The organism is Streptomyces boncukensis, from assembly GCF_011045075.1.
Taxonomy (GTDB): Bacteria; Actinomycetota; Actinomycetes; order Streptomycetales; family Streptomycetaceae; genus Streptomyces; species Streptomyces boncukensis.
The window spans coordinates 1-12,071 of the sequence record NZ_JAAKZZ010000207.1 but is presented as its reverse complement, the minus strand read 5'-3'; the positions used below and the strand labels follow the sequence as shown (position 1 = coordinate 12,071).

Annotated in this window: 10 protein-coding genes and 2 pseudogenes; 6 read left to right on the top strand and 6 right to left on the bottom strand. The window is 72.3% G+C overall.

Features of this window, described 5'->3' with window-relative positions; genetic code table 11:
- Positions 1–145: 145 nt before the first annotated feature.
- Positions 146–1,297 (bottom strand): thiolase C-terminal domain-containing protein, encoded by a 1,152-nt coding sequence (locus tag G5C65_RS19840; protein ID WP_165300225.1) that lies wholly within the window; start codon positions 1,295–1,297, stop codon positions 146–148.
- 83 nt (positions 1,298–1,380) lie between these two features.
- Here G5C65_RS19840 and G5C65_RS19835 point away from each other — a divergent pair, with 83 nt between their 5' ends.
- The gene (locus tag G5C65_RS19835) at positions 1,381–3,027 is read left to right on the top strand and encodes a FadD3 family acyl-CoA ligase (RefSeq protein ID WP_165300224.1); all 1,647 of its coding nucleotides are present in this window, start codon (positions 1,381–1,383) and stop codon (positions 3,025–3,027) included.
- A gap of 88 nt (positions 3,028–3,115) precedes the next feature.
- Here G5C65_RS19835 and G5C65_RS19830 read toward each other — a convergent pair whose 3' ends face one another.
- The gene (locus tag G5C65_RS19830) at positions 3,116–4,039 is read right to left on the bottom strand and encodes an NADP-dependent oxidoreductase (protein ID WP_165300223.1); all 924 of its coding nucleotides are present in this window, start codon (positions 4,037–4,039) and stop codon (positions 3,116–3,118) included.
- Positions 4,040–4,166: 127 nt separating this feature from the next.
- Positions 4,167–4,940 carry a maleylpyruvate isomerase family mycothiol-dependent enzyme gene (locus G5C65_RS19825; RefSeq protein WP_165300222.1) on the bottom strand — a complete coding sequence of 258 codons (774 nt, stop codon included), beginning with the start codon at positions 4,938–4,940 and terminating at the stop codon, positions 4,167–4,169.
- A gap of 152 nt (positions 4,941–5,092) precedes the next feature.
- Here G5C65_RS19825 and G5C65_RS19820 point away from each other — a divergent pair, with 152 nt between their 5' ends.
- The 5 genes and pseudogenes from G5C65_RS19820 (at position 5,093) to G5C65_RS19805 (ending at position 9,025) form a co-directional block, all read left to right on the top strand.
- On the top strand, positions 5,093–5,506 hold the full coding sequence (locus tag G5C65_RS19820; protein WP_165300221.1) for a pyridoxamine 5'-phosphate oxidase family protein: 414 nt from the start codon (positions 5,093–5,095) through the stop codon (positions 5,504–5,506).
- 91 nt (positions 5,507–5,597) lie between these two features.
- Positions 5,598–5,852, top strand: a complete 255-nt coding sequence (locus tag G5C65_RS19815; protein WP_165300220.1) for a hypothetical protein — start codon at positions 5,598–5,600, stop codon at positions 5,850–5,852.
- Positions 5,853–6,042: 190 nt separating this feature from the next.
- Positions 6,043–6,591 (top strand): annotated as a pseudogene (locus G5C65_RS40780) (AfsR/SARP family transcriptional regulator); the annotation flags it as partial.
- A gap of 13 nt (positions 6,592–6,604) precedes the next feature.
- A pseudogene (locus tag G5C65_RS40775) lies at positions 6,605–6,757 on the top strand (BTAD domain-containing putative transcriptional regulator); the annotation flags it as partial.
- A gap of 36 nt (positions 6,758–6,793) precedes the next feature.
- Positions 6,794–9,025: an ATP-binding protein gene (locus G5C65_RS19805; protein ID WP_338146537.1), complete on the top strand. Its 2,232-nt coding sequence runs from the start codon at positions 6,794–6,796 to the stop codon at positions 9,023–9,025.
- 118 nt (positions 9,026–9,143) lie between these two features.
- On the opposite strand, the gene G5C65_RS19800 is transcribed toward G5C65_RS19805, so the two are convergent.
- From G5C65_RS19800 to G5C65_RS19790, 3 genes are all read right to left on the bottom strand, one after another.
- Positions 9,144–9,329, bottom strand: coding sequence for a hypothetical protein (locus G5C65_RS19800; RefSeq protein ID WP_165300217.1), 186 nt, complete (start codon positions 9,327–9,329; stop codon positions 9,144–9,146).
- 243 nt (positions 9,330–9,572) lie between these two features.
- Positions 9,573–9,719 carry a hypothetical protein gene (locus G5C65_RS19795; protein ID WP_165300216.1) on the bottom strand — a complete coding sequence of 49 codons (147 nt, stop codon included), beginning with the start codon at positions 9,717–9,719 and terminating at the stop codon, positions 9,573–9,575.
- A gap of 244 nt (positions 9,720–9,963) precedes the next feature.
- Positions 9,964–12,071: ATP-binding protein (locus G5C65_RS19790; protein WP_165300215.1), on the bottom strand; the 2,108-nt coding region annotated here is incomplete at its 5' end.

The window sequence follows — 12,071 nt, the reverse complement described above, 5'->3', positions numbered from 1 at the left end:
GCGCAGTGCTGGACACGCAGCTCGTGCTGTGCGGCGTACGCCCAGAAGGGAGCCCCGTCGTCGTCCTGGACGGGTGGCAGGAGGCCGGAAGCCGCAGTGGCCGCCGTGCCCTCGGGGGCGGTCGGTTCTGTCGGGTCCAAGGGGATCAGCTCCTCAGCAGCAGGGCCGATGTGGGGACTCCCTCTCCGGCCGTGACCAGGCAGGTCCGCGCCGCCGGGAGCTGGGACGTCGAGGTGCCGCGCAGCTGTCTGACGCCCTCGGTGATCAGGTTGAAGCCGTGGACGTACGCCTCGCTGAGGCCGCCGCCCGAGGTGTTGACCGGGAGGCGGCCGCCGATCTCCAGGGCGCCGCCCTCGGTGAACGCGGCGCCCTCCCCGCGGGCGCAGAAGCCGAAGCCCTCCAGGGAGAGCGGGATGAGCGGGGTGAACGCGTCGTAGATCTGGGCGACGTCCACATCCTGTGGACACAGGTCGGCGTTCTTCCAGAGGTGCTGGGCTGCCGTCCAGGACGGGCCGGTCAGCGGGTCGTCGTTCCAGTAGTTGACCATGCCGTGGTGCTGGGCGGGGAGGCTCTGGGCCGCCGCGTGCACATAGACGGGCCTGCGGCGGCAGTCGCGTGCGCGGGCCGCGGAGACGACGACGCAGGCGAGTGCCCCGTCGGTCTCCAGGCAGTTGTCGAACAGGCACAGCGGTTCGCTGATCCAGCGGGATGTCATGTACATCTCACGGGTCAGCGGCCGCTCGTACATCATGGCGGCCGGATTCTGGTTGGCGCGGTTGCGGCACGCCAGGGCCACGTTGAAGAAGTGGTCGCGGGTCGCGCCGTACTCGTGCATGTAGCGGCGCGCCAGCATGGCGATCTCGTCGGCCGGGCGCAGCAGGCCGAAGGGGCGCGTCCACTGTGCGGGGGTCGGGAGCTGGGCCGTGGTGTTCTTCCAGGGGCGGGCCCCGGAGCCGCGCTTGCGGGACCGCCAGGCGACGCCGACGCTCGCCTGTCCGGCCGCGATGGCGGCGGCCAGATGGCCCACCGTCGCGCAGGAGCCGCCGCCCCCGTAGCCGACGCGGGAGAAGAAGGTCGCGTCCCCTGCCCCGATGGACTTGGCGAGCTCGACCTCGTCCGTCTCCTCCATCGTGTACGAGGCGAACGCGTCGACCTCGGCCGGCGCGATCCCCGCGTCGTCGAGAGCGGCGAGGACGGCGCGGCAGGCGAGCGCCTTCTCGGACTCGGGGAGCTGTTTGGCGAAGCGGGTCCGGCCTATGCCGACGATCGCCGTGGCGTCTTTGATGTCCACTGCCACCTCCGGTCGCGAGTGCTGACAGCGCAGGAGGCTACAGCTAATCTGACGGTGTGTCAGCTATCGGCTGTCCGACTGGAGGCGCCATGAACGGCCCGGCGAGCGGCCCGGAACCGGACACCATCCCCGCACTCGTGCGGACGGCGGCGACGCGCTACGCGGAGCGGGAGGCGGTCGCCGACGGGCGTACGCGCCTGACGTACGCCGCACTCGGCGCCCGCGTCGAGCGGGCCGCGGCGGCCTGCATGGCGGCCGGGGTCGAACCGGGCGACCGCGTCGCCGTCTGGGCGCCGAACACCCCCGACTGGATCGTCGCCGCACTGGGCGCCGTGACGGCCGGTGCGGTGCTCGTCCCGGTCAACACCCGCTTCAAGGGCGCGGAGGCGGCCTACGTGCTGGAACGCACCCGCGCGCGGCTGCTGTTCGTCACCGGTACCTTCCTGGGCACCTCGTACGTCGCCGCGCTGCGCCGCGCGGCGGGCGAGGGGCCGGGCTCCGGACCGCTGCCGGGGCTGCCGCTGCTGCGGGACGCGGTGGTGCTCTCCGACGACGCGCCGGAGACCTTTCGCACCTGGCGGGAGTTCCTCGCGGCGGGCGACGCCGTGCCCTCCCGCCGGGTGCGCGAGCGCGCCGCGCGCGCAGCCCCGGACGACCCGTCCGACATCACCTTCACGTCCGGCACGACCGGCCACCCCAAGGGGGCGGTCATCACCCACGGGCAGACCCTGCGGGTGTACGCGACCTGGAGCGAGCTGGCGGGACTGGAGGCAGGAGACCGCTATCTGATCGTCAACCCGTTCTTCCACACCTTCGGCTACAAGGCGGGCATCATCGCCTGTCTGCTGCGCGGCGCCACGATGCTCCCGCACCCGGTCTTCCACGCGGACGCCGTCCTGGCGCGGATCGCGGCGGAACGGGTGAGCGTGCTGCCGGGGCCGCCCACCCTGCACCAGTCGCTCCTCGACCATCCGGCACGCCGCCAGTACGACCTCTCGGCCCTCCGGCTGGTCGTCACGGGCGCGGCGGTCGTCCCGCTCGCCCTGGTCGAGCGGCTGCGCGCCGAGCTGAAGGTGGGCACCGTGCTGACCGCGTACGGCCTGACGGAGGCTTCGGGCACGGTCACCATGTGCCGCAGGGGCGACCCCGCCGAGGTCGTCGCGGGCACGTCAGGGCGCGCGATCCCCGGCACCGAGGTGCGGGTCGTCGGGCCCGGCGGGGCGGCGCTGCCGCCCGGCGAGCCGGGCGAGGTGCTGGTGCGCGGCTACCACGTGATGCGCGGCTACTTCGAGGAGCCGCGGGAGACGGCGCGGGTCCTCACCCCGGACGGCTGGCTGCGCACCGGCGACGTGGGCGTCCTGGACCCGGACGGCAATCTGCGGATCACCGACCGGATCAAGGACATGTACGTCGTCGGCGGGTTCAACGCCTATCCCGCCGAGATCGAGCAACTGCTGCTCGGCCACCCGGACATCGCCGACGTGGCGGTCGTGGGCGTACCGCACCCCCGGCTGGGCGAGGCGGGCAAGGCGTTCGCCGTGCGGCACGCCGGGGCGACGGTCACGGCGGACGATCTGATCGCCTGGTCCCGGCGCGAAATGGCGAACTACAAGGTGCCGAGGGAGGTCGAGTTCGTCGCCCGGCTGCCGCGGAACGCGAGCGGGAAGGTGCTCAAGGGGAGGTTGCGGAACCGCTGTCGCGGCGAGTCGGCCGGGTCCGCGGAGCCGGCCGGATGAGCCGCCCCGGCCCTTCGGCGCACCGGCGCACCGGCGCACCGGCGCACCGGCGACCCGGCGACCCGGCGAATCGGCGACCCGGCGAACTTCAGGCCACCTGGATGACGGTCTTCCCCGGGGTGCCCTTCTTGGCCAGGAAGGCGTCCCGGGTGTCCGCCAGTTCGCGCACCGGGCCCACCGGCGGAACCAGCCGCCCGTCCCGCACCCGCTCGACCAGCCCGGCCAGCTGCTCCCGGTTCGGCTCGACGACGAAGAACACCGCGCGGCCGTCGGCGGGCCGCGCCTTCGGCGGCTCGGCGACGGTCACCAGGGTGCCGCCCGGCCGCACCACGGCGGCCGAGCGCTCCAGGATCTCACCGCCGATGACGTCCAGGACGACGTCCACCCGGCCGGCGGCCTCCTCGAACCGCTCGCCGTCCGCCAGGGCGACGAACTGCTCGGCGCCCGCCTCCAGGACGGCGTCGCGGTCCCGCTCCCGCCCCGTCCCCACGACCCGCGCGCCCGCCTCCCGCGCGAGCTGGACGGCCAGCGAACCGACCGCCCCGGCGGCGCCGTGCACCAGCACCGACTGGCCCGGCCGTACGGCCGCGTGGTCGTGCAGCGCCTGCCACGCGGTCAGCCCGGCGAGAGGCAGCGCCACGGCCCGGGTGTGCGGCACGGAGGCGGGCAGCGGGGCGAGGTTCCGCGCCTCCACTGCCACGTACTCGGCGAGCGTCCCGTCCCGCGTCCAGTCGGTGAGCCCGACGACGCGCTGTCCCACGGTCAGCCCCGTGGTGCCCAAGCCGAGTTCGGCGACCTCGCCCGAGACCTCGTGGCCCGGCGTGACGGTCGTACGGGCCCGCCCCGCGCGGTCCGCCCAGGTGCCCGGCCACGACAGCTCGCCGGGGGTGAACGCGGCCGCCCGTACCCGCACGATCACGTCGTTCTCCGAGGCGTGCGGATAGGGGGCCTCCTCCAGGGTCAGCCCTTCGGCGTCCCGGGAGCCGTTCGCGTGGATGCGTACTGCTTTCATCGCTGAGCCCTCCGAGGGTGGTGCGGTGTGCCGTTGCCAGGGCGGGTGCCGTGGCCCCGGGGCAACACCATGCGGGTGCCGCCCCATTCCCGCCCGTCCGGTCACACGGTCCGGTCACACCGTGGCGTCACACCTTTCCCGTACGGTGCCACAGGTCGAGCAGCGCCGCATCGCCGGTCACCTCCAGCGGCTCGTACGGCCCGCGGTTCCACAGCGCCGTGTACAGCGCCGTGGCCGGGCCGCGCAGGGTGCAGTCCGCCGTCGCCCCGCCGGCGTGCGGCAGCCGCTCCGCCTGCGCCGGATCCGCGGACAGCCGCAGCAGCCAGGCGCGCGGCCGCTCCGCCGAGCCGTCCGCGGCGAGACCCTCCCCCGTCGCCTCGACGAGGAGCGTGCGGGGCTTCTCGGAGCGGAGCCGGCTGCGCCGGCGGCCGTGGAAGCCCACCAGCAGCTCGTCCACGCCGTCCCGTGCGAACTCCGCCGAGGGGGTCGTGCCCGCCGTGCCGAGCGCCGCCTCGGCGTCCATCCGGTGCACCGTCGTCTCGTGCGCCTGGCGGCGGGACCAGAAGGCGCGCGGAGCCGGGCTCCCGGGAAGGAACGTCCAGCACTCCAGGTCGTGCGGTGCCGCGCGGAGGGCGTCCACCAGCTTTCCGTGCCCCGTGCGGAACCAGGTCGCCAGCCCGTCGTTCTCGGGCGCGTCCGTGCCCAGGGGGACCCGCTCCGACAGCCGTTGCGTCAGGTAACCGGTGGCCCAGCGGTGCACCTGTCCGGTGTGTATGACGAGATCGCGTACATGCCAGTCCGGGCAGGTCGGCACCGGGGCGTCCCAGCCCGCGCGCTGCGCCGCTCGGAGCAGCGCCTCGCCCTCCCGGCGTACCGTTTCGATGAACTCGGCGGTCTCCATGCGGGGACGATACGCGGAACACACTGCTTCTGTGCAACGCCCTCAGCGCCGGCGGAATACCCCCGCCCGGTCCTTGGTTCGCCAGGGGCGATGAGACATGATCGGTGAGCACGGTGCAACGGTCGGCGGCGTCTGACGGGAGTCTGAGTGACATGGCGTTGAGCAGGCAGGAGCGGGAGGCGTTCCTCGCGGAACCGCACATCGGATCCTTCGCCGTGGACGCGGGCGCGGGCCGCGGTCCGCTGGTGGTGCCGATCTGGTACCAGTACGAGCCGGGCGGTGAGGTGTGGGTGCTCACGGGGCGCGACTCCCGCAAGGCCGCGCTGCTGGAGCGGGCAGGGCGCTTCTCGCTGCTCGCGGAGCGCGTCGCTCCGTCGATCCGCTATGTGTCCGTGGAGGGCCCGGTGGTGTCCTCCGCGCCCATGACGGAGGCGGAGCTGCGCGAGATGACCGCGCGCTACCTGCCGCCCGAGAAGGTGGACGGCTACGTGGCGGCGTCGGACGTCTCAGCGGGCGTCACCTTCCGCATGCGCCCCGAGCACTGGAACGCCGCAGACCTCGGCTAGCTGTGACGCCGCTGCCGCCCCTTCGTGCGGGGGCCCCTGTACGCGCTGTACAGAGGCCCCCGCTGCCCCCCTCACACGGGGCCGACCCGGCATGGCGGCCGGCCCCGCGCCCGGCCGGAAGGGGGGTACGGGGGAGCACGGCGCGCCCTACTTCGCGCCGTCGCCCGGCACACCGGCGTACGTCCTGTCCCGTACGGCGGTGCACCCTCCCTCTTCCGGCCGGCAGCGAGGACACGCGCACGGGGGCCATCTGCTCGCCAGGGCGGAGAGCGCCGGCCGGTACGAGCCGGAGCACGCCCAGGACCGCAGCGTGCGCCGCGCACCGGTGACGGGGTCGATCCGGTAGACCTCAAGGGTCATCCTCCCCACGTGACCGCCTCCGTCCCGCCCCGCGCAGCCGTGCCTCGCTGTGGAGCCGTCCCGCGCGGCCTGTCCGGGTACCGCGCGGGGCGACGGACCCACTGTGCGCGGTACGGCCTGCAGCCGTCTTGTGGCCTTCTTGAATGCGCTGCTAGGCAGGAGGCGGGAGGGGTGCGATGGGGGCGGAGTTCCGGCTGTTAGGCGATATCGAGGTGTGCGTCCCCGGCCGCGGAGCGGTCGCGGTCGGGCATCCTCGGCAGTGTGCCGTCCTGGCGGCGCTGCTGGTGGACGCGGGCCGGCTGGTCACGCTCGACCAGCTGGTCGAGCGGGTGTGGGGCGAGCGGCCGCCGCAGCGGGCGCGGGGCACCCTGCACTCGTACCTCTCGCGGCTGCGCGCCGTCCTCACCCCGCCGGGCGGCACCACGCCGCTCGTCCGCCGGCACGGCGGCTATGTGCTGGCCGCACCGCCGGAGACGGTGGACCTGCACCGCTTCCGCGACCTCCTGGCCCGCGCCCGCACCGCGGACGACGAGCGCGCCGCCGCCCTGATCGGCGAGGCCCTGGACCTGTGGCGGGGCGGCGAGGCGTGCGCGGGCCTCGACACCCCCTGGATCAACGGGGTGCGCGAGTCCCTGGCCGCGGAGCGGCACGCGGCGGAGCTGGACCTGACGGACGTACGGCTGCGGCTGGGCCGGCACGCGGAGCTGCTGTCCCCGCTCGCGGCGCGGACCGCCGAGCATCCGCTGGACGAGCGGCTGGCGGGGCAGTACATCCTGGCCCTCCACCCGCAGCGGCCGCCGCGCGGATGCGCTGTCCCACTACCAGGAGATACGGCGGAGCCTGGCGGAGGAGCTGGGGGTGGACCCGAGCGCGGGGCTGGCCGCCATCCAGCAGCGGGTGCTGCGCGCGGAGGAGGCCGGGGAGGCCGTGAGCGAGCCGCGCCGTTCCGGGCGGACAGCCACGGAACCGTCGAGCGGGGAGCACGTCGGTGCGCAGACCGTACGCCTGGAGACCGCACACGTGAACACTGCACGCATCGAGACGGCCCATGTCACCGTCGCGGCATCGCGTGTGCGCCCGGCGCAACTTCCGATGACGGCCGTGGACTTCACCGGCCGCGAGGCGCTCGTCGCCGAGCTGCGGGGCCAACTGACAGCGCGCACCCCGACGATCGCGGTGGCCGGGGCCGGCGGGGTGGGCAAGACGACGCTCGCGGTGCACGTCGCTCATGCGGTACGGGAGCGCTACCCGGACGGACAGCTCTACGTGGACCTGCACGGTGCGGACGCGACGGCCGCCGCGGAGCCGGAGACGGTGCTGGGGGCCTTTCTGCGCTCTCTGGGCGTCGATGAGGCGGTGGTTCCGGATGGTTTGGAGGAACGGGCGGCGCTCTACCGCTCGCAGCTAGCGGACTCCCGCACTCTGGTTCTGCTCGACAACGCGCGCGACGCCGCCCAGATACGCCCTCTCTTGCCGGGAACGGAGAGTTGTACCGCCGTGATCACCAGTCGGGCCCGACTGGTCGATCTGGCCGGTGCCCACCAGACCGAGGTGGAGGTGATGGAGCCCGGGGAAGGTCTGGCACTCTTTGTGCGCATCGCAGGGGAGGCGCGCGTCGCGGAGGAGCGGTCCGCCGCAACGGACGTGGTGGCGGCGTGCGGATACCTGCCGCTCGCCATCCGTATCGCGGCTTCACGGCTCACTGCCCGTCCACGGTGGTCCGTCGCTGTTCTCGCGGCCAAACTCGCCGACGAGCAGTGCCGTCTGGAGGAACTGAGAGTCGGTGACCAGCGGGTGGCTGCCGCCTTCGAGCTGGGCTACGGCCATCTCGGCGCGGAGCAGGCCCGCGCCTTCCGCCTCCTGGGCGTTGTCGACGGCCCCGACATCTCGTTGAGCGCCGCGTCCGCCCTTCTGGACCGTGCTCCGCGGACGGCGGAGGACATACTCGAATCCCTGGTGGACGTCTCCCTGGTGGAGACGGTGTCGCCGGGCCGCTACCGGTTCCACGACCTCGTCCGGCTCTTCGCACGGGACCGGGCGGGTCGTGACGAGGCCGCCGGAGAGCCGGAGGCGGCCTTCGCGCGCCTCCTCGGCTTCTATCTGGCGACGGCCCGTGCCGGTTTCGCCAGAGAGCGGCCCGGCGAGCGGACCATCGATCACCTCGGCGGCGGCGAGCATGCGGGTCTCGCGTTCGACGACCGGGATGCCGCGCTCTCGTGGCTGTTCGAGGAGGCGAACTGCCTGCTGGCGACGGTGCGCCAGGCATCGGCACCGGGTACGGTCCGCCAGGCGGCGGATCTGCTCTTCGCCGCGAAGGACCTCGGCGACTCGGGCGTGCATTCGCCGCAGTTCGAGCAGGCAGGGTATGCCGTGCGGGATGCCGCGCGATCCGCGGGGGACGCGTCGGCGGAGGCCCGTGCCCTGATCATGCTGGCCCATGTCCACTTCGTGGCGGGACGCTTCGATCCGGCAGAGGAGGAGGCACGGGCGTCCTTGCCGCTCGCCGACGAGAGCGGCGACGTCCTTTCCCGGTCCTACGCACTGCACAACCTGTCCATCATTGCGAACGTGCGGGGGAGTTACGACGCTGCCGAGGAGTATCACCGGCTGGCCCTGGCCGCATTCCGCGCGGACCACAACCGGCCGAGTGAGGCCAGTGCCCTGTGCATGATGGCCCACATATGCGTATCGCTGGGGCGGACGGAGAGCGCAATCGAGCTGTCTCGGCAGGGCCTTCACATCTACCAGGAACTGGGGCACGGGATGCGGGTCGCCAACGCGCGCAACATCCTGGCGCAGGCCCTGGCTCAGGCCGACCGCACGGCCGAGGCCCTGGAAGAGTTCGACCTCGCGCTCGCCCTCTTCCGCGAGGCGCGGCAGACCCTGTGGGAGGGGGCCATACTCTCCCGCAAGGCGGAGACCTTGCTGGCGGCAAACCGCCCCGACGAGGCCGCTCGCCACGCGGAACAGTCACTGGCCATGCGCGCGGTGGGCGGTGAGTGGATGCGTGCCAGGACCCTCACCACCTTGGGGCGCGCACAGCACTCCCTGGGCGCTCCGGAGCGCGCTCGCGAGTGCTGGCGGGAGGCGCTGGAGATCTTCGAGCGGCAGGGCTCGCGCGAGGCAGCAGAGGTGGCTGAGCTCTTGGAGACCGAATAGGAACGGGTCCGTCGACCGGAGCACGTGCGGAGCCGTGGAGTGCCCCGAAGGGAAGCGGAGTCCTCCATACCTCGGCAGAACCGCCGTGATTCTCACCGTCACCGGGGTGGGTGATGGGTCAGCTTTGGTGCCGCTCGGTGAGGCCCAGTGTGATGCTGTTCTGACTCTGATCCGCGGTGACTGTGCTGTGTCGTTTCTCGAGAAGCACGGTTCCGTGTGTTTCCGCCAGCGCGGGGCTTGCCATGCCGCCCACGACGCCGAGGACGAGCGCGCAGGTAGCGATGATCCGCTTCGAGTTGGGCATGAAAGCTCCTCCTGAACGAGCGCATGCGGCGGCATGATCCCACTCTACGGCGCGATACTGCCTGGTAAGTACAGGCGTGTACGAACGGCAGAGAATGGTCGGCGAATAGCTGGTTCCGGTCCGCAGGTGTACAGCACAGGTGTCGGGCCTATTCTCGCAGTGACCTGGCGCGGATGGGCCGCTGCCGACGGCTCCCCCTCTCCGCCGTCGGCAGCGGCCGGCGTCCCCCCCCGGATATGGTGGTCAGCCCGTGGGGTTGATGGTCTGGTGCCGCTCCTCGGTGCTGTACTCAGACTCCTCAGTGCCCTTTTCGGGCTCGCTGGTCTGGTGCCGCTCCTTGGTGCTGGCGCCATCCTTCTTGGTCTTGGTCTTCTTCTCGTGCGTTGCCATGGTGGCTTCTCCTTGAATGCGGGGCATTCCTAGACGGGACGAGCCCGCCCGTCCAGCAGCTCCCCCGGGGTTGCCGGACGGGCGGCTCACAGCCGTCACCATGTCCGGCGACGGTCATCCCCCTGTCGACCCGCCTGCCCCCCGACGCGCCGGATCGACGTCTTCGAGGATGGCGAGCCCTGATAAACGAACGATGAACGATTCCTTGGCGACGGTTCCGAGGCGTGCTGACCTGTTACGCCTGTTACGCGGCGGAGGCCGGAGTGAGGAGTTCCCGTACGGTTTCCGCCTCGGGGGAGCCGAGCTCCTCGAAGACCTGCAGCGCTTCGTTCCAGCACGTGTGCGAGCGGCGGGATTGCCCCAACTGGGACAGTGCACTGCCCAGAACAGTCAGCACGTTGGCGTGCCGCCACCTTCCGCCGATCCCGCGAAGCAGGTGGAGAGCCTGCTCGGCATGGCTTGCGGCCAAGGGGGCGTTGCGGGAGGAGAGCTGTAGCTCCGCCAGGCGGAAATGGGTCATCCCTTCCCACAGCCGCAGTTTGCAGTGCTGGAAGATGCCGAGCGCCTCAGTGAGCTTCGCGTACGCGTGGTCCGTCCGCCCAGCGGCGGTGAGTGCGAGACCGAGGGTGTAGAGACCGTTGGCGAGGCGCATGGACACGTCCTGCCGCCGATAGATGACAACGGCCTGCTCGGCCAGTTCCACCGCCGTGGTGGTGCGGCCCGTTCCGATGTGTGCTCGGGAGAGGTTGCACAGGGCGCTCGCCTCGCAGGGTTCGTTCTGCGACTCGCGGAACTTGTGCAGGGCGCGGGTGACATACTCCTCCGCGTCCGCGTGGCGGCCTTGGTAGTTGGCCACGATCCCGCGATCGTTCACGGCGTACGACGAGGAGATGGGGTCGTTTGCGGCGGCGCCCAGGACACCCGCCATGCGTGCCTCCTCATCGGCCAGCCCGAAGTCTCCGCTCGTGAGGTAGAGCGCGGTCAGGACGGAACAGGCGCGGGCCTCGGCATGCGCGTCGTCAGCCTCGTGCGCGATGTCCTTCAGAGCCTGGGCGGCATGCTCGTACTGACGCAAATTGATCCCCGACTCGGCCAGAGCACTCGTCGCCATCAGCAGGTCGATGGAGCGGCGGAGATTGCTGCCCGTCCCCAGGTTCTGGGATGCGGCCAGGAAGCACGCGGCCTCGGCGAAGAGCCAGTCGTTGGCGGCGCTCTCGCTGGAGAAACTGAGTCCTTGATGCTCGGTTGCCACCAGGTAGTCGACCAGACGTTCACCGGGTCGCTCCAGCGCGTAGACATTCCGCGCTGTTGCCAGGTAGAAGTCCAGCAGCCGGGACAGAGCCGCCTCGCGTTCGTTCGGGGGCTGTTCGTCGCGTTCGGCGCTGGCGCGGGCGAAGAGGCGCACTAGGTCGTGGAAGCGGTAGCGGCCGGGTGCGGCGGATTCCAGGAGGGAGGTGTCCACCAGGGACTCCAGCAGGTCCTCCGTGGCCTCCTCGGTGCGGTCCAGCAGGGCCGTCGCGGCGTGGAGTGAGATGTCCGGGCCTTCGGCGAGGCCCAGGAGGCGGAAGGCGCGGGCCTGCTCCGGATCCAGCTGGCCATAGCCGAGTTCGAAGGTGGCCTTCACGGCGAGGTCGCCGGCCTGGAGCTCGTCCAGGCGTCGGCGTTCGTCGGCGAGCTTCGACGCGAGAACGGAGACCGTCCAGGTGCGGCGGGAGGCCAGGCGGGACGCGGCGATGCGGATCGCCAGGGGCAGGAATCCGCAGGCGGCTACGACGTCCATGGCCGCCTCGCGCTCCGCGCTGACGCGTTCGTCGCCGACGATGCGGGTGAACAGGGCCATGGCCTCGTCCGGGCTCATCACGTCCAGGTCGACGAGGTGGGCGCCAGCCAGGTCGACCATGCGGGCGCGGCTCGTCACCAGGGCCGCGCACCCCGCGGTGCCCGGCAGGAGAGGGCGGACCTGCGCCGCGTCCCGCGCGTTGTCCAGCAGGGTCAGGATGCGGCGACCCGCCAGGAGGGAGCGGAAGAGCGCGGAGCGGTCGTCCACTCCTTCCGGGATCGCGGAGTCGGGGGCACCGAGTGCGCGTAGGAAGGAGCCCAGGACGGCTTCCGGGTCGGCGGGGGCTGTCCCCGCCCCCTGGAGGTCCACGTAGAGCTGGCCGTCGGGGAAACTGGGGGCCGCGCTGTGGGCCACATGGATGGCCAGCGTCGTCTTGCCGACGCCGCCGATGCCGGCCACCGCCGAGACCGCCATCACCGTGCCGTCCGCCTCCGCCAGCTGTTGGCTGAGTTCGGCCACGAAGGAGGTGCGGCCGGTGAAGTCGGCGACGGTGGCGGGGAGCTGGGCGGGGC